The sequence below is a fragment of the Massilia sp. LC238 genome (assembly GCF_000735635.1).
GTDB classification, from domain to species: Bacteria; Pseudomonadota; Gammaproteobacteria; order Burkholderiales; family Burkholderiaceae_D; genus Telluria; species Telluria varians.
This window is the reverse complement of the sequence record NZ_JNNN01000053.1, coordinates 278,055-295,184: the sequence shown is the minus strand read 5'-3', so window position 1 is coordinate 295,184 and position 17,130 is coordinate 278,055. Positions and strand designations below refer to the sequence as shown.

The following is a 17,130-nucleotide window of genomic DNA, read 5'->3' as shown; positions in this document are numbered from 1 at the left end:
GTTACCTATGCGCGTCAAACCAGCCGTTCTCCACCGATTCTCAAGCCGGGCAGTCGTCGTGGCCGGCCTCGCATGCACGCTGATGCTGTCCGGCTGCGCCGCTTGGCGCAACCAGACGCGTCCTGCGCCGCCGGTGAGCACGGACCCGGCAGCAGTCGCCGCGGACGCACAGAAGTCGGCCGCCGCCGCGAATGCCGGCGCCCAGACCGTCCAGGCCACCAAGCTGCAGAAGTTCATGTGGGTATTCTCGCCCTACCGCCCGGACATCCAGCAGGGTAACTTCGTCTCGCAGGAGATGCTGGACCAGCTGAAGGTCGGCCAGACCCGCGACCAGGTACGCTTCCTCCTCGGCACCCCGCTGCTGAACGACGTCTTCCACCAGGACCGCTGGGACTACCCGTTCTACCTTGCGCGCGGCAACGGCGAGCTGACCACCAGCCGCGTCACCGTCTTCTTCAAGGACGACAAGGTCGAGCGCTTCGAAGGCGGCAACCTGCCGACCGAGCGCGAATACATCGACCGCATCGCCGGTCCGTCCAAGGTGAGCACCAAGGCCAAGCCTGAATCGCGCCCGATGGAAGCGCCCAAGGTCGGCGGCGCCCCGGTGGTGCAGCCATGACCGCCAGGTTGAAAATCGCCGTCGCCGGCGCCAGCGGCCGCATGGGCCGCATGCTGGTCGAAGCCATCGGGGCCGCGCCGGACGCCGAGCTGGCAGGTGCGCTCGACGTCGCGGGTTCGCCCTCGATCGGCATGGACGCCGGCGCCTTCGCCGGCCAGCTGACCGGCGTGATCATCCAGTCCGACCTCGCCAGCGCGCTGAAGAACGCCGACGTGCTGATCGACTTCACCCGTCCCGAAGGCACGCTGCGCCACCTGGAATACTGCGCGGCCAACGGCGTGCAGCTGGTGATCGGCACCACCGGCTTCGACGATGCCGGCAAGGCGGCGATCCGCGCGGCTTCCCAGAAGGTCGGCATCGTGTTCGCCCCGAACATGAGCGTGGGCGTGAACGTCACCCTCAAGCTGCTGGAAATGGCGGCGAAGAGCTTCAGCGAAGGCTACGACATCGAGATCGTCGAGGCGCACCACCGCCACAAGGTCGATGCGCCGAGCGGCACCGCCCTCAAGATGGGCGAAGTCATCGCCGACGCGCTGGGTCGCGACTTGAAGGAATGCGCCGTCTACGGCCGCGAAGGCGTGACCGGCGAGCGCGACCCGTCGACCATCGGCTTTGCCACCGTGCGCGGCGGCGACGTGGTGGGCGACCATACCGTCATGTTCCTCGGCACCGGTGAGCGCATCGAGATCAGCCACAAGTCGAGCAGCCGCGTCACCTATGCCCATGGCGCCGTCCGCGCCGCACGCTTCCTGGCGGGCAAGCCGAACGGCCTGTTCGGCATGGACGACGTGCTGGGCCTGAAGGGGTGACCATGGCCGTCGCGGAACTGAACGGCGCCGCCATCGTCGACGAGGCCTCCTTCCATCTGGAATCCCGGCGCGCGTTCGGCTTTCCCGCGTCCTATGCCGACAGCATCGACGCCTGGGTCGACTGCCTGAGCTACCTGCGCGACGAGGAAAACATGACCAAGTTCCGGCTCAAGCCGAACGAGGTGCTGGAAATCGTCATCGCGGATGCCGACAGGATGAAGGCGGCCGTGCCGGACCTGCTGGACGAAATCGCCTTTTGCGTGGGCGGCATCAACGAGCGCTACGAGGACTACGGCGAGAAGCCGGCGCTGGAGCTGGTGCTGCGCTAAACCTTAGCCCACGGCTTTAAGACCGTCATTCCGGCGAAGGCCGGAATCCAATTTTGTTTGCTTTGCCGTGGCCCATGCGTAGGCCAACTCGGTGCGACGAACTTGGATTCCCGCCTGCGCGGGAATGACGGTTTTTCATTCTGTGGTCATAAAGACATCGCCGTAGGCGCTACTTACGCCTGGTCCACCGCCTTTCGCCGCAGTGCAAAATGAAACAGTATAATGTTCTGTTCCACCCTCCACGTCTGCAAGAAATCATGCAAGAAAAATATAGTCCAGCTGAAGTCGAACAGGCCGCCCAGGCCTACTGGAAGTCGATCGACGCCTACAAGGCCGTCGAGAACGACCCGCGTTTCCCAAAAGGCAAGTATTACGCCTGCTCGATGCTGCCTTACCCGTCGGGCAAGCTGCACATGGGTCACGTGCGCAACTATACGATCAATGACGTGATGTACCGCTACCTGCGGATGAACGGCTACAACGTCCTGATGCCGATGGGCTGGGACGCCTTCGGCATGCCGGCCGAGAACGCGGCGATGGCGAACAACGTGCCGCCGGCCGAGTGGACTTATTCGAACATCGCCCACATGCGCGGGCAGATGGAATCGATGGGCCTGGCCATCGACTGGTCGCGCGAGATGACCGCCTGCAAGCCGGAATACTACAAGTGGAACCAGTGGATGTTCCTCAAGATGCTCGAGAAGGGCATCATCTACCAGAAGACCGGCACCGTGAACTGGGACCCGGTGGACCAGACCGTGCTGGCCAACGAACAGGTGGTGGACGGCCGCGGCTGGCGCTCGGGCGCGCTGATCGAGAAGCGCGAGATCCCGATGTACTACGTGCGCATCACCGACTACGCGGAAGAGCTGCTGGACTACGTCGACAACAAGCTGCCGGGCTGGCCGGAGCGCGTGCGCATCATGCAGGCCAACTGGATCGGCAAGTCGACCGGCGTACGCTTCGCCTTCCCGCACCAGATCAAGGACGAATCGGGTGAGCTGATCAACGAGGGCAAGCTGTACGTCTTCACCACCCGCGCCGACACCATCATGGGCGTGACCTTCTGCGCCGTGGCGGCCGAGCACCCGCTGGCCCAGCACGCCGCGAAGAACAACCCGGAACTGCAGGCCTTCATCGCCGAGTGCAAGCTGGGTTCCGTCATCGAAGCCGACATGGCGACGATGGAAAAGAAAGGCATGCCGACCGGCCTGACCGTGACCCACCCGGTGACGGGCGAGCAGCTGCCGGTCTGGGTCGGCAACTACGTCCTGATGACCTACGGCGACGGCGCCGTGATGGGCGTGCCGGGCCACGACGAGCGCGACTTCGGCTTCGCCACCAAATACAATCTGCCGATCAAGCAGGTGGTCGCCGTCGAAGGCCAGGAATTCTCCCTGGACGGCTGGCAGGAATGGTACGGCGACAAGGAAGCTGGCCGCACCATCAACTCGGGCAAGTACGACGGCCTGGACTACATCGCCGCGGTCAACGCGGTGGCGGGCGACCTCGCCGCCCAGGGCCTGGGCGACAAGAAGGTCACCTTCCGCCTGCGCGACTGGGGCATCTCGCGCCAGCGCTACTGGGGCACCCCGATCCCGATGATCCACTGCGGCGACTGCGGCGCGGTGCCGGTGCCAGAAGCAGACCTGCCGGTCGTGCTGCCGGAACACCTGGTCCCGGACGGCACCGGCAACCCGCTCAACAAGGACGAAGCCTTCCTGAAGTGCGATTGCCCCAAGTGCGGCAAGCCGGCGCGCCGCGAGACCGACACGATGGATACCTTCATCGATTCGTCCTGGTACTACATGCGCTATACCTCGCCGGGCTCCAACGACAAGATGGTCGACGAGCGCAACGACTACTGGATGCCGATGGACCAGTACATCGGCGGCATCGAGCACGCCGTCATGCACCTGCTGTATGCGCGCTTCTGGACCAAGGTGATGCGCGACTTCGGCCTGCTCAAGTTCGACGAGCCCTTCGTGAACCTGCTGACCCAGGGCATGGTGCTGAACGAGACCTACTACCGCGAAGACCAATCCGGCAAGAAGACCTGGTTCAACCCGGCCGACGTCGAGCTCACGTTCGACGACAAGGGCCGCCCGCAGAGCGCGACATTGAAAACGGACGGCCGCCCGGTTTTGATCGGCGGCACCGAGAAGATGTCGAAGTCGAAGAACAACGGCATCGACCCGCAGGCGCAGATCGAGCAGTACGGCGCCGACACCGCGCGCCTGTTCACCATGTTCGCCTCGCCGCCGGAGCAGACCCTGGAGTGGTCGAACAGCGGCGTGGAAGGCGCGAGCCGCTTCCTGCGCCGCGTCTGGGCCTATGGCTACGCGCAGCGCGAGCGCATCGCCAATGCCCTGAAAGGCCAGCAGCAAGGCTCGCTGGACGACGCCCAGAAGACCCTGCGCCGCGAAGTGCACAAGGTGCTGCAGCAGGCCGACTACGACCTGAAGCGCATCCAGTACAACACCGTGGTCTCGGCCTGCATGAAGATGCTCAATACGCTGGAGTCGGCCAAGCTGGCGGAAGGCGTGGCGTCGGATGCGGTGATCGCCGAAGGCTTCTCGATCTTCCTGCGCCTGCTGAACCCGGTGGCGCCGCACATCACCCACGGTCTGTGGCAGGAACTGGGCTATGCCGCCGTCCATGGCGACATCCTCAACGTGCAGTGGCCGCAAGTCGACCCGGCCGCGCTGGAGCAGTCGGAGATCGAGCTGATGATCCAGGTGAACGGCAAGCTGCGCGGTTCGGTCAAGGTGCCGAAAGATGCCGACAAGGCGAGCATCGAAGCGGCTGCGCTGGCCGAGGAATCGGTCAGCAAGTTCATCGAAGGCACGCCGAAGAAGGTCATCGTGGTGCCGGGCAAACTCATCAACATCGTGGTGTAAATCGATGAAAACCATCGTGGTACGCACGCTGGCAGCGGTCCTGGTGGCCGCAAGCCTCGCCGGTTGCGGCTTCCAGCTGCGCGGCTCGACCGGCCAGTACAACATGCCCTTCCAGAGCATCTACCTGGCCTTCCCCGAGACCTCGCCGCTGGGCACGGAGCTCAAGCGCAACCTGCGCGCGGGCGACTCCGTGCGCGTCGAGGCTGACGCCTCCAAGGCGCAGGCCCTGTTCGACGTGCTGTCCGAGTCGCGCGGCAAGTCGATCCTGTCGCTGAACAGCCTGGGCCGGGTGCGCGAGTACTCGCTGAGCTACACCCTGGTGTTCCGCGTGCGCGACGCCAACAACAAGGAGCTGCTCGGCCCGACCGAGATCACCCTGCGCCGCAACATCGCCTTCGACGAATCGCAGGTGCTGGCCAAGGAATCGGAAGAGCAGCTGCTGTACCGCGACATGCAGGCCGACCTGGTGCAGCAGATCCTGCGCCGCCTGGCCGCGATCAAACCTGTCTGACGATTTGAGACTGAAGCATGCAGCTGCGGCCTGAGGCCCTCGAGGGCCACCTGGCCAAGGGCTTGGCGCCCTTGTACGTGATCACCAGCGACGAGCACCTGCTCGCGCTGGAAGCGGCCGACCGTATCCGCAGGACCGCCCGCGCGCAAGGTTTTACCGAGCGCGACGTGCTCACGGTCGAGCGCAACTTCAAGTGGGGCGAACTGCTGGCCGCCAACCAGGCCATGTCCCTGTTCGGCGACAAGAAGCTGATCGAGTTGCGCATCCCGAGCGGCAAGCCCGGCAAGGACGGCAGCGCCGCCCTGCAGGCTTACGCCAAGGACCTCGGCCCCGACAACCTCACCTTGATCACCTTGCCGAAGCTGGACTGGCAGACCGCCAAGGCCTCGTGGGTGGCGGCGCTGCAGCAGGCAGCGGTCTACATCGAGATTCCGAACGTGGAACGCGCCCAGCTGCCGGGCTGGATCGGCATGCGTCTCTCCGCGCAAGGACAGAGTGCCGAGCGTCAGAGCCTGGACTTCATCGCCGACCGCGTCGAAGGCAACCTGCTGGCGGCGCACCAGGAAATCCAGAAGCTCGGCCTGCTGTACGAGCCGGGCAAGCTGAGCTTCGAGCAGGTGCACGACGCCGTGCTGAACGTGGCGCGCTACGACGTGTTCAAGCTGTCCGAAGCCATGCTGGCGGGCGACCCGGCGCGCCTGGCGCGCATGCTCGATGGATTGAAGGGCGAGGGCGAGGCGCTGCCGCTGGTTTTATGGGCCGTCAGTGAAGAAATCCGCACGCTGCTAAAATTGAAATCCGGGATGGCGCAGGGCCGCCCGCTGGGCGCGTTGCTGAAGGAATACCGCATCTGGGGTCCGCGCGAGCGCATGATGGAACCGGCGCTGCGGCGCGTGTCCCTCGCCACGCTGGAAGCGGCGCTGCAGGAGGCGGCGCAGGTGGACCGGATGGTCAAGGGCCTGCGGGCGAAGGCGTTTGCGGGCGATGCGTGGGATGCCATGCTGCAGCTGGCGTTACGTGTAGCTCGGTAGGGTGGGCGGGGTAATGTAGGCCAGTGGCCTAGATTACGAACGCCCACGCGTTCAACTACACTGTGAATTGATGCACCTCGTCCATTACCGCACTGGCTGAACGCGTGGGCGGGGAACCCGCCCACCCTACGAAAACCGCACTACGGGAACGACGATGGATATCACTGAATACATGCATTCGATGGGGCGCCGCGCCCGTGCCGCTTCGCGCGCCATGGCGCGCGCCGACGGCGCCACCCGCAACCGCGCGCTGCTCCTGATCGCCGACGCCATCGAGCGCGACGCCGCCGTGCTGCGCGCGGCGAACCAGGAAGACATGGAGGCCGCCCGCGCCGGCGGCCTGGAACCGGCGCTGCTCGACCGCCTGGCGCTGACCGAAGGCGCCCTCAAGACCATGGTCGAGGGCCTGCGCCAGATCGTCACGCTGCCCGACCCGGTCGGCGAAATCACCAACATGAAATCGCGCCCGAGCGGCATCCAGGTCGGCCAGATGCGCGTGCCGCTGGGCGTCATCGGCATCATCTACGAGGCGCGCCCGAACGTCACGGTGGATGCGGCCGGCCTGTGCATCAAGAGCGGCAACGCCGCCATCCTGCGCGGTGGCTCGGAAGCGATCCACTGCAACCGCGCGCTGGCCAAGCTGGTGAGCGAGGGCCTGCAGGGTGCCGGCCTGCCGCTGGACGCGGTGCAGGTGGTCGACACGACCGACCGCGCCGCCGTCGGCGCCTTGATCACCATGCCGCAGTACGTGGACGTGATCGTCCCGCGCGGCGGCAAAGGGCTGATCGCGCGCCTGATGGAGGAATCCACGGTCCCGATGATCAAGCACCTGGACGGCATCTGCCACGTCTACATCGACGACAAGGCCGACATCGCCAAGGCGCTGCCGGTGGCCTTCAACGCCAAGTGCCACCGCTACGGCACCTGCAACACGATGGAAACCCTGCTGGTGGCGCGTTCGGTCGCACCCGTCGTGCTGCCGCAGCTGGCGGAGCTGTACAAGACGAAAGAGGTCGAGCTGCGCGCCGACGCGGAATCCCATGCGATCCTGACGGGCTACCCCTGGCTGGCGCATGCGACCGAGCAGGACTGGAGCACCGAATACCTGGCGCCGATCCTGTCGATCCGCGTGGTGGAAGGGCTGGACGGTGCGATCGACCACATCAACACCTGGTCGTCGAAGCACACCGAATCGATCATCACCGAAGACTACAGCGCCGCGCTGCGCTTCCTGCGCGAGGTGGATTCGGCCTCGGTGATGGTGAACGCCTCGACCCGCTTCGCGGACGGCTTCGAATACGGCCTGGGCGCGGAGATCGGCATCTCGAACGACAAGCTGCATGCGCGCGGACCGGTGGGGCTGGAGGGGCTTACCTCGCTCAAGTACGTCGTGTTCGGGCACGGCGAAGTGCGTAGCTGACAAGAACGACAACAAGGAATCGCATGTACCTCTGGATCAAGGCCCTGCACATCGTCTTCATCGCTTCCTGGTTCGCCGGGCTGTTCTACCTGCCGCGCATCTTCGTGAACCTGGCCCAGGAAACCAATCCGGCGGCGCTCGAGCGCCTGCTGGGCATGGGGCGCCGGCTGTACCGCTTCACCACGATCCTGATGGTGCCGGCCCTGGTGCTGGGCATCTGGCTGTGGCTGGGCTACGGCATCCGGGGCGGCTGGCTGCATGCGAAACTGGCGCTCGTGATCCTGACGATCGGCTACCATCACGCCTGCGGCTCGCTGCTCAAGAAATTCGAGCGCGGGGCGAATGTGCGCAGCCATAAGTGGTACCGGTATTTCAATGAAGTGCCGGTGCTGCTGTTGCTTGCGATTGTGATTTTGGTAGTCGTCAAACCGTTCTAAGAGTTAGCTCTAGAACGTCATCCCGGCGAAGGCCGGGATCCAAGTTCGCGCGTCCGCCACGAACGTCAGTGGGTTCCGGCCTTCGCCGGAACGACGGTCTTCAGGCTAACGGTGCAATTAGATTGCGACGGTCTCAAGGTTAGCAGTACTGATACCGCTAACACGTTTCAAGTTTTATTAACGGACAAAGGGTACCCCTCATGGCCTCATATTTTTGCCCATGCCCGCGCGGCATGGAAGCGGCACTTGCCGAAGAACTGGGTGAAATCGCCCAGCACAGCACCACCATGCGGGTGCACAACCAGGTGCCGGGCGGCGTGCACTGTTCCGGTTCGCTGGTCGATGCCTACCGCATCAACCTGCACTCGCGCATCGCCTCGCGCGTCCTGATGCGCATGGGGCAGCGCAGCTACAACAACGAGAACGACATCTACGACCTGGTGCTCGAGCAGCCCTGGGAAGACTGGTTCGGCGTCAACCACACCATCCGCGTCGACGTCACCGCGGTGAAATCCCCGCTGAAGAGCCTCGAGTTCACCACGCTGAAGATCAAGGACGCCGTCTGCGACCGCTTCCGCGACCAGTTCAACAAGCGTCCTTCGGTGAACACCCGCGAGCCGGACATGCGCATCGTCGGCTTCCTCGACCAGCGCAACTTCATCATCTACCTCGACACTTCGGGCGAAGCGCTGTTCAAGCGCGGCTGGCGTGAAGAGACCGGCGACGCGCCGCTGCGCGAGAACCTGGCCGCCGGCATGCTGCGCGTGGCCGGCTGGAAGCCGGGCATCCCGCTGTTCGACCCGATGTGCGGCTCCGGCACCATCCTGGTCGAAGCGGCCCAGATGGTGCAGGGCATCCCGCCGGGAGCGCGGCGTCGCTTCGCCTTCGAGAAATTCGCCGACTTCGACCGCGATGCCTGGGCCGCGCTGAAAGCCGAGATCAAGCCGAATCCCTTGCCTGCCGAGCCGACCATCTTCGGTTCCGACATCTCGGGCGACATGGTCGCGATGACGCGCCATAACCTGAAGATCGCCGGCATCCTGTTCGACGTGCCGCTCAAGCAGATCGAAGCCCAGCACGTGGCGCCGCCGACTACCACCCCGGGCATCCTGCTGACCAACCCGCCCTATGGCGAGCGGATCGGCGTGCGCGGCGATTCCACGGTGCCGCAGGACGAGATGGCGGTGTCCTTCTACTCCGCCCTCGGCACCACGCTGAAGCAGCGTTTCGCGGGCTGGACCGCCTTCCTGTTCACGGCGGACCTCGGGCTGCCCAAGCTGCTGCGCCTGAAGGAATCGCGCAAGACCCCGTTCTTCAACGGCGCGCTCGAATGCCGCCTGTTCCGCTTCGACATGGTGGCGGGTTTCAACCGCCGCGAGGAAGCCAAACCGAAACAGGAGCAATAAGCCTCCATGCTGCCGCCGACCGAACCCGACGACTTGCCCAAGGATCCGGTCACCCCGGTTCCGCTGCCTCCGCCCCACAAGATCGCCATGCTCAGCGCCGGCGGCCTGGCCACGCTGCTGGCGGCGATGTCGATGCTGGGGCCGTTCTCGATCGACGCCTACCTGCCGGCCTTCCCGCAGATCCGCTCCGAGCTGAACGCCTCGGCGCTGGAAGTGCAGCAGACGCTCACCGCCTACATGCTGGCCTTCGCCGGCATGGTGCTGTGGCACGGCGCGCTGTCGGATGCCTTCGGGCGGCGCAACGTGGTCCTGTTCGCGCTGGTCGTGTTCGCGATCGGCACCTTCGGCTGCGCGGCGGCCAGTTCGGTGCACTACCTGTGGGTGTTCCGCATCATGCAGGGCGTGTCGGCGGGGGCGGGCGTGGTGGTGGGGCGCGCCATCATCCGCGACCTGTATTCGGATGCCGAGGCGGCGCGCCTGCTGTCGATGGTGACCATGATCTTCTCGATCGCACCGGCCATCGCGCCGGTGCTGGGCGGCTGGATCGTGACCCTGGCCGACTGGCGCGCGATCTTCCTGGCGCTGTGCGCCTATACCGTCATCCTGGGCTGGTTCTGCTGGAAGCACCTGCCCGAGACCGTGCCGAAGGAAAGGCGCCAGCCCTTCAATCCGCGCTTCCTGGCCCAGAGCTACGGCGCCATCTTCAGCTCCTTCCTGTTCCACATGAAGTCGGGCGTGGTGGCGCTGAACTTCGCCGGCCTGTTCCTGTACATCGCGTCGGCGCCGGTGATGCTGCCCGAGCACCTCGGCCTGGGCCCGTCGCAGTTCGCCTGGCTGTTCGTGCCGACCGTGAGCGGCATCTTCCTGGGCGCGCTGGCGGCCAACCGCATGGCCGGCAAGCTGGGCTTCGCGCGCCAGATCCGTATCGGCTTCTTCTTCATGCTGGGCGCAGTCGCCTTCAACGTGACCTACCACAGCTTCCTGCCGCCCTCGCTGCCCTGGAGCGTGGCGCACATGTTCTTCTTTACCTTCGGCAGCTCGATCATCGCGCCGGGCGCCACCCTGATGGCGCTTGATATGTTCCCGCACATCCGCGGCACCGTGGCCTCGTGCCAGTCCTTCATGACTACCCTGGCGGGGGCGATCGTGGCGGGCGTGATTTCGCCGATGCTGTCGCATTCGGTGCTGTCGCTGGCGCTCGGCCAGGCCGGCTTCACGCTGCTGTCGATCGGCCTGTGGGCCACTGCGCGCCGTTACCGGCGCCAGAAAATCCGCGACGGGCACCCGATGCCGTGATCGGGTTCGCTGGGGCCGATCACTGTCGTGAAATAAAATTTCATATATGCATGCATATTTGAAATAATCTTCCATTGATGCTGAAATAGCTTTCTTGCGCCTCTCACTTTAGAGCGACATCTCGACAACACTTTTTACAGAAAGTATTGTTCCCGATCAGAAATGTCTATATGCTAAGATAAGTTTTTCGTGCCCAGAACAAACGTTTAAACATCGTTCTGCTCAGTAGATCAAACAGAAAGACTTTGTGGCAACCCTACCCGGGCTGCCTCGGACAACCTTCGACACGCGGCCGCGTTGGAGACCATGCAAGCTTCGGATCAGGATATACGCAATCGTCTGCTGATTGCCCGTCTGCCGGCCATGCCGCAGATCCTCGTGCGTCTCATCGAACACCTGCAGGCCGACGACCTCGGCATGCCGGAGCTGGCCGCCCTGATTTCGAAGGATGCCGGCATGACCGGCAAATTGCTGGCCGTGGCCAACAGCTCGGCATACCAGCGGCACCACCGCAACGTCAACCTCGAGCAGTCCCTGGTCGCCCTCGGCACCGACATGATCAAGACGCTGGTGATCAGCGACTCGGTGTTCCAGACCTTTAATAATTTCCCGCATTCGGGCAGCACCGACCTGCGCGCCTTCTGGAAGAATTCGCTGAGCACGGCCGTCATCGCGAAGGACATCGCACGCGCCGTCGAGTACCCGCACCTGGAAGAAGCCTACCTGGCCGGCCTGCTGCACAATGTCGGCCGCCTGGCCCTCCTGGCCACCGCGCCCAAGGAATACGCCTTCAACTTCAGCGCGCGCGACGACGAGGACCTGTGCGCGGTCGAGCAGCGCACCCTGCAGATCACCCACGCCGAAGCCGGCGCCTGGCTGATCGAACGCTGGCAGCTCGATTCCTTCCTGGCCGACGCCGTGCTGTACCACCACGAGCCGAGCGAGCGCCTGGAGTCGGCCCACCCCTTGATCCGCATCGTGCGCCTGGCCCACGTGCTGTCCAGCCATGCCGGCGACGAAGTCATGGTGCGCGACGCCGCGGCCCTGTGCGGCATCGACGACGAACAGGCCGGCCAGATGCTGGCCGGCGCCGCGCGCCAGGTCGAGAAGGCCGCCGCCCACCTGGGCATCGACCTGGCGGGCGCCGACGACGTCCCGGCGCCGCCGGCCTATGCGCCGCCCGCGCTGGATCCGGTGCAGCAGCGCCTGTCCGAAGAAGTGCGCAACATGGTGCTGGTCTCGGAAGTCGGCCAGAGCTTCGCGCGCCAGCAGGGAGAATCCGGCCTGCTGGAAGCGATGACACGCTCGGCGCGCATCCTGTTCGACTTCGGCAATGCCGTGGTCCTGCTGGAGAACCCGACCGGCCACGCCCTGGTCGGCGCGCCGACCCAGGGCAGCCAGCGCATCGCCGAATTCGCCGTGCCGCTCGCGAAAGGCGGCGCCATCGCCAAGAGCGCGCTGGAGCGCCGTCCGGCCTTCATCGGGCGCGACGGCGACAGCCTCGGCCTGGCCGAGGAACAGCTGCTGCGCATGCTCGGCACCGACAGCCTGGTGTGCGTGCCGCTGGTCGCCGGCGCGCGCTGCCTGGGCGTGCTGATCGGCGGTATCGCGCCCTGGCAGGTCCCGTATTGCCAGCGGCGTGAGCGCTTCATGCAGTCCTTCGGGGCGCAGGCCGCCACCGCGCTGGAGAACATGCTGCTGGAACGCGGCCACGCCCGCCGCCAGCTGGCCCACGTGGCCGAGGAATACCGCGAGGCCTCGCGCCGCGTGGTGCACGAAGTGAACAACCCGCTGTCGATCATCAAGAACTACCTGAGTGTCCTCGACAGCAAGCTGGCGCGCCAGGAGCCGGTGAACACCGAGATGTCGATCCTGAACGAAGAGATCGACCGCGTCGGCCAGCTGGTCAGCAGCCTGGCCGAGCTCAAGCCGGTCGATACCGGCCCGCGCCCGACCGACGTCGCCAAGGTGGTGGACGAGGTGCAGCGCCTGTTCCGCAGCACCGGCTTCGTTCCGGCCACGGTCGACATCGTCGTCACCATGCACGAGGAAGCGACCCGCATCGAGGGCGACGCCGACGTGCTCAAGCAGATCCTGGTGAACCTGGTGAAGAACGCCATCGAGGCCCTCGGCACGGGCGGCGGGCGCGTGGAGATCGTCAACCGCGGCCATGTGAACCGCGAGCGCCAGCTCTACCTGGAACTGGTCGTCAGCGACAACGGGCCCGGCCTGTCGCGCGACGTGCTGGCCCATTTGTTCTCGCCGGTGAAGAGCACCAAGGACGGCGCCCACCATGGCCTCGGCCTGTCCATCGTGCACAGCCTGGTCAAGAAGCTGGGCGGCCACATCGGCTGCCGCAGCGGCCGCAACGGCACCGCATTCGAAATCCTCCTGCCGGCGTGGTCCGGCGCCGCCGCCGCCGGCACCAGTCTTGGTACCCCCGTGGCGCTGCCGGCCCGCGCGATCGGCTCCGCATAACATCATGATCAACGCGCACAACGCCATGTTTCCCGGCGAACCGGCCCCGTATTCCCCAACGCTCGAGACCGACAGCCAGCCACGCCTGCTGCTGGTCGACGACGAGCCGCGCCTGCTGTCTTCGCTGTACGAGCTGCTGCGCGACCGCGGCTACCAGCTCACCACCGCGTCCTCGGGCGGCGAAGCCCTGGCCCATTTGTCGCGCCTGCGCTTCGACCTGGTCCTGCTCGACCTGCGCCTGCCCGACATCGGCGGCCACGAGATCATGGACTTCATCAACCAGAAGGGCATCGACGCCGACGTGATCGTGATGAGCGGCGAAGTCGGCATCGATGCGGCGATCGGCGCGCTCAAGCGCGGCGCCTACGACTACCTGCGCAAGCCCTACGCGCGCGAAGAACTGCTGGCCACGGTCGCCAACGCCCTCAAGGGCCGCCGCCTCGCGCTCGAGAACCAGCGCATGGCCACCCAGCTGGACGCCTCCGAGAAGATGTACCGCTACCTGGTCGACTCCTCGCCGGACATCATCTACACGCTGAACCACGAAGGCCGCTTCACCTTCGTGAACGACCGCGCCTACCAGCTGCTCGGCTATTCGCGTGACGAGCTGCTCGGCAAGCACTATTCGCTGCTGGTGCACGAGGAAGACCTGGAGCGCGCGCGCTACGTCTTCAACGAGCGCCGCGTCGACGAACGCGCCTCGCGCAACGTCGAGCTGCGCCTGAAGTGCAGGAACGGCGGCGGCAGCGGCGGCAACGGCCACGAGCGCACCTTCAACAACACCCTGATGACGATTTCGCTGAACGCGATCGGCATGCACGTGCCCGACCAGGAAGTGAAGAAGCTCGAGTTCTTCGGCACCTACGGCGTGGCGCGCGACATCACCGACCGCAAGCGCGCCGAGGAAGTCATCTCCTACCAGGCCTACCACGACATCCTGACCGACCTGCCGAACCGCATCCTGTTCAAGGACCGCCTCGGACTGGCCGTGATTCAGGCCAAGCGCAAGAAGACCGAGCTCGCGGTGATGTTCATCGACCTCGACCGCTTCAAGCTGGTCAACGACACCCTTGGCCACGTGAAGGGCGACGAACTGCTGCAGCAGGCCGCCACCCGCCTGAAGAGTTGCCTGCGCAAGGGCGACACGCTGGCGCGCCAGGGGGGCGACGAATTCACCATCGTGCTGCCGGAGCTGCGCGACCGCGACGACGCGCGCATGGTCGCCGACAAGTTTCTCGAGGTCCTGCAGGAACCGTTCGACCTGGACGGCCACGAAGTGCACATCTCGGCATCGATCGGCATCGCGATCTACCCGACCGACGGCGAATCGATCGACGAGCTGCTGCGCCACGCCGACATCGCCATGTACCAGGTCAAGGCCCAGGGCAAGAACGGCCACAGCTTCTACCACACCTCGATGCTGGACATCTCGCACCAGAAGATCGCCCTCGAGCAGGCGCTGCGCCGCGCGCTCGAGCAGGACGAGCTGGAGATGTACTACCAGCCGCAGATCGACGCGCTCACCGGCCGCATCGTCGGCGCCGAGGCGCTGATGCGCTGGAACCACCCGACCCGCGGGCTGCTGTCGGCCGGCGAGTTCCTGCCCTTCGCGGAAGAGAACGGCCTGATGCTGCCGATCTCGGACTGGATGATCGGCGCGCTGTGCCGCGACATGCTGCAGTGGAATGCCTCGGGCACCGACCACGTGCGCCTGTCGCTCAACCTGTCGCCGCAATACCTCGACCGCGGCGACTTCTTCGAGAAGATGCGCAATGCCCTGGTGCGCTACGGGATCGCGCCGGGCCAGATCGAAGTCGAGATCACCGAGAACATCTGCATCCGCAACCCGCAGTACGCGATCGAACAGCTGAATAAACTGTGCCAGCTCGGCGTGTCGGTGGCGATCGACGATTTCGGCACCGGCTATTCGTCGCTCTCCTACCTGCACCGCTTCCCGATCCACACCGTGAAGATCGACCAGTCCTTCGTCAAGGAGATCCACGAAGAGGGCGGCCACTATCCGGTGATCCTGGCGATCATCTCGATCGCGCGCGGCCTGGGGCTGAACCTGATCGCGGAAGGCGTGGAGACCGAAGAACAGGCGCGCTACCTGCGCGCCAACGGCTGCATGACGATGCAGGGCTACCTGTACTACCGCCCGATTCCGCTGGGCGAATTCATCAAGTCGCTGCGCACCCAGCCGACGCTGTTCGGCCTGCGGGCAGTGCAGGCGTAAGCGGACGCCATGCTCGACATCCCTGCCCAGCCTGGCGACATCGAAGGTCGCCACACCGCGGAATTCCTGCGCGTGAAGGGCATGGCCGAGCGCGGCGTGCCGAGCGCCCAGCACAGCCTGGGCTTCATGTACGCGAGCGGCCAGGGCGTGCCCCAGAACTACGAGCTGGCGGTGGCCTGGTACCGCATGGCGGCCAGCGCCGACCTCGAGCTGGCGCAGTACAACCTCGGCGTGATGTACCAAAAAGGCCAGGGCGTCGGCCAGGACTACGGCCAGGCCGCCTACTGGTACCGCCGCGCCGCCGAACAGGGTTATGCGTCGGCGCAGTACAACCTGGGCTGGCTGTATGCGAAAGGCCAGGGCGTGCCGAGCGACGTGCAGCAGGCCCTGCACTGGTTCAGCCAGGCCGCCGGCCAGGGCGAACCGGGCGCGCAGCACAACCTCGGCATGATGTACGAGACCGGCAAGGGCGTGCCCCAGGACCAGGATGCCGCCACCGAGTGGTACCGCCGCGCCGCGGAACAGGGCTATGCGCGCTCGCAGTTCAGCCTCGCGCTGCGCTCCAGCGGGGCGCAGTCGGTCGACTGGTTCCGCAAGGCCGCAGAGCAGGGCTACGCGCCGGCCCAGTTCAACCTCGGCCTGCGCTACGACAAGGGGCAGGACCTCGAGCAGGACAGCGCGCTGGCGATCCTGTGGTACGGCCGCGCCGCCGAACAGGGTCACGCCAGTTCCCAGTTCAATCTGGCCCTCATCTACGACAGCGGGCACGGCGTGCCGCGCGACGAAGCGCTGGCGCTGCACTGGTACCGCCGCGCGGCAAGCCAGGGCCATGCCGGCGCCCAGGACAACCTCGGCGTGCGCTACGAGCACGGGCAGGGCGTCGAGCCCGACCCGAGTCAGGCAGCCCACTGGTATCGCCAGGCCGCCGAGCAGGGCATGCCCTCGGCCCAGTACCACCTCGGCCAGCTGTTCGACGCCGGCAGCGGCGTGCCGCAGGATCCCGCCCAGGCGGCCCACTGGTACCGCAAGGCGGCCGAGCAGGGCCACCTGCGCGCCCAGTTCGACCTCGGCCTGCGCTATGAGGGCGGGGTGGGCGTGGCGCGCGACGAGACGCAGGCGCTGGAGTGGTACCGGCGCGCGGCGAACCAGGACTACGCGCCCGCGCAGTACATGGTGGGTGTGCTGCTGGACCGCGCCGAGCATACCGATCCAAGCGAGGCCACCGACTGGTTCCACAAGGCCGCCGACCAGGGCCACGCGCTGGCGCAGTTCGAGCTGGGCCTGCGCCATGACTGCGGCAAGGGCATCGAGCGCGATTATGAAGCCGCCCACTTCTGGTACCTGTGCGCGGCGCGCCAGGGGCATGCGCGCGCCCAGTTCAACCTCGGCGTGATGTATTCGGCGGGGCAGGGCGTGCAGCGCGACCTGGTCGAGGCCTATGCCTGGCTGCAGCGCGCGGGCGGGGCGGGCGTGGCCGCCGCGTCAGGCTACCTGAAGAAGATCGCGGCGCGCATGGAGCCGCAGCTGCTGGCGCAGGCGCAAGGTTACGCCTGAGCCCTCTGGCGCAAGCCCGGCGTTTCCTGTAGGGTGGTCGGCTGTGCCGACCGCGCGTCCAACCGACGCGTGATTCGACGGGACGCATACATACAACAACCTGT

Annotated in this window: 13 protein-coding genes; all 13 read left to right on the top strand. The window is 65.9% G+C overall.

Annotation, left to right across the window (positions count from 1 at the left end; translation table 11 throughout):
- Positions 1–7: 7 nt before the first annotated feature.
- The 13 genes from FG94_RS15640 (at position 8) to FG94_RS15580 (ending at position 17,026) form a co-directional block, all read left to right on the top strand.
- Positions 8–619 carry an outer membrane protein assembly factor BamE gene (locus tag FG94_RS15640; RefSeq protein ID WP_229413128.1) on the top strand — a complete coding sequence of 204 codons (612 nt, stop codon included), beginning with the start codon at positions 8–10 and terminating at the stop codon, positions 617–619.
- Complete coding sequence (dapB, locus tag FG94_RS15635; RefSeq protein WP_036213410.1) at positions 616–1,428, top strand: 4-hydroxy-tetrahydrodipicolinate reductase; 813 nt, start codon at positions 616–618, stop codon at positions 1,426–1,428. The genes FG94_RS15640 and dapB overlap by 4 nt, the downstream gene beginning before the upstream one ends.
- Before the next feature lie 2 nt (positions 1,429–1,430).
- Entirely contained in the window at positions 1,431–1,757 is a 327-nt protein-coding gene (locus tag FG94_RS15630) for a barstar family protein (RefSeq protein ID WP_036213408.1), read from the top strand.
- Positions 1,758–2,014: 257 nt separating this feature from the next.
- Positions 2,015–4,657: a leucine--tRNA ligase gene (leuS, locus tag FG94_RS15625; protein WP_036213405.1), complete on the top strand. Its 2,643-nt coding sequence runs from the start codon at positions 2,015–2,017 to the stop codon at positions 4,655–4,657.
- A gap of 4 nt (positions 4,658–4,661) precedes the next feature.
- Positions 4,662–5,168 carry an LPS assembly lipoprotein LptE gene (lptE, locus tag FG94_RS15620; RefSeq protein WP_036213402.1) on the top strand — a complete coding sequence of 169 codons (507 nt, stop codon included), beginning with the start codon at positions 4,662–4,664 and terminating at the stop codon, positions 5,166–5,168.
- Between the two features lie 17 nt (positions 5,169–5,185).
- Complete coding sequence (holA, locus tag FG94_RS15615) at positions 5,186–6,199, top strand: DNA polymerase III subunit delta (protein WP_036213399.1); 1,014 nt, start codon at positions 5,186–5,188, stop codon at positions 6,197–6,199.
- A gap of 154 nt (positions 6,200–6,353) precedes the next feature.
- The gene (locus tag FG94_RS15610; RefSeq protein ID WP_036213396.1) at positions 6,354–7,619 is read left to right on the top strand and encodes a glutamate-5-semialdehyde dehydrogenase; all 1,266 of its coding nucleotides are present in this window, start codon (positions 6,354–6,356) and stop codon (positions 7,617–7,619) included.
- A 23-nt stretch (positions 7,620–7,642) separates the two neighbouring features.
- Entirely contained in the window at positions 7,643–8,056 is a 414-nt protein-coding gene (locus FG94_RS15605; RefSeq protein WP_027866541.1) for a CopD family protein, read from the top strand.
- Positions 8,057–8,256: 200 nt separating this feature from the next.
- Complete coding sequence (locus FG94_RS15600; RefSeq protein ID WP_373965175.1) at positions 8,257–9,462, top strand: class I SAM-dependent RNA methyltransferase; 1,206 nt, start codon at positions 8,257–8,259, stop codon at positions 9,460–9,462.
- 6 nt (positions 9,463–9,468) lie between these two features.
- The gene (locus tag FG94_RS15595; RefSeq protein WP_051996769.1) at positions 9,469–10,758 is read left to right on the top strand and encodes a multidrug effflux MFS transporter; all 1,290 of its coding nucleotides are present in this window, start codon (positions 9,469–9,471) and stop codon (positions 10,756–10,758) included.
- Between the two features lie 306 nt (positions 10,759–11,064).
- The gene (locus tag FG94_RS15590) at positions 11,065–13,236 is read left to right on the top strand and encodes an HDOD domain-containing protein (RefSeq protein WP_036213390.1); all 2,172 of its coding nucleotides are present in this window, start codon (positions 11,065–11,067) and stop codon (positions 13,234–13,236) included.
- Between the two features lie 25 nt (positions 13,237–13,261).
- Complete coding sequence (locus tag FG94_RS15585) at positions 13,262–15,472, top strand: bifunctional diguanylate cyclase/phosphodiesterase (RefSeq protein ID WP_051996811.1); 2,211 nt, start codon at positions 13,262–13,264, stop codon at positions 15,470–15,472.
- Positions 15,473–15,481: 9 nt separating this feature from the next.
- A complete protein-coding gene (locus tag FG94_RS15580; RefSeq protein WP_036213387.1) occupies positions 15,482–17,026 on the top strand; it encodes an SEL1-like repeat protein in 1,545 nt (514 codons plus the stop codon).
- Positions 17,027–17,130: the final 104 nt, after the last annotated feature.

Bases quoted from the DNA above. Each gene is read 5' to 3' on its own strand.
- dapB (WP_036213410.1), top strand. From the start codon at position 616: ATGACCGCCAGGTTGAAAATCGCCGTCGCCGGCGCCAGCGGCCGCATG.
- FG94_RS15595 (WP_051996769.1), top strand. From the start codon at position 9,469: ATGCTGCCGCCGACCGAACCCGACGACTTGCCCAAGGATCCGGTCACC.
- FG94_RS15590 (WP_036213390.1), top strand. From the start codon at position 11,065: ATGCAAGCTTCGGATCAGGATATACGCAATCGTCTGCTGATTGCCCGT.
- FG94_RS15610 (WP_036213396.1), top strand. From the start codon at position 6,354: ATGGATATCACTGAATACATGCATTCGATGGGGCGCCGCGCCCGTGCC.
- FG94_RS15600 (WP_373965175.1), top strand. From the start codon at position 8,257: ATGGCCTCATATTTTTGCCCATGCCCGCGCGGCATGGAAGCGGCACTT.
- FG94_RS15605 (WP_027866541.1), top strand. From the start codon at position 7,643: ATGTACCTCTGGATCAAGGCCCTGCACATCGTCTTCATCGCTTCCTGG.
- FG94_RS15630 (WP_036213408.1), top strand. From the start codon at position 1,431: ATGGCCGTCGCGGAACTGAACGGCGCCGCCATCGTCGACGAGGCCTCC.
- FG94_RS15640 (WP_229413128.1), top strand. From the start codon at position 8: ATGCGCGTCAAACCAGCCGTTCTCCACCGATTCTCAAGCCGGGCAGTC.
- FG94_RS15585 (WP_051996811.1), top strand. From the start codon at position 13,262: ATGTTTCCCGGCGAACCGGCCCCGTATTCCCCAACGCTCGAGACCGAC.
- leuS (WP_036213405.1), top strand. From the start codon at position 2,015: ATGCAAGAAAAATATAGTCCAGCTGAAGTCGAACAGGCCGCCCAGGCC.
- lptE (WP_036213402.1), top strand. From the start codon at position 4,662: ATGAAAACCATCGTGGTACGCACGCTGGCAGCGGTCCTGGTGGCCGCA.
- holA (WP_036213399.1), top strand. From the start codon at position 5,186: ATGCAGCTGCGGCCTGAGGCCCTCGAGGGCCACCTGGCCAAGGGCTTG.
- FG94_RS15580 (WP_036213387.1), top strand. From the start codon at position 15,482: ATGCTCGACATCCCTGCCCAGCCTGGCGACATCGAAGGTCGCCACACC.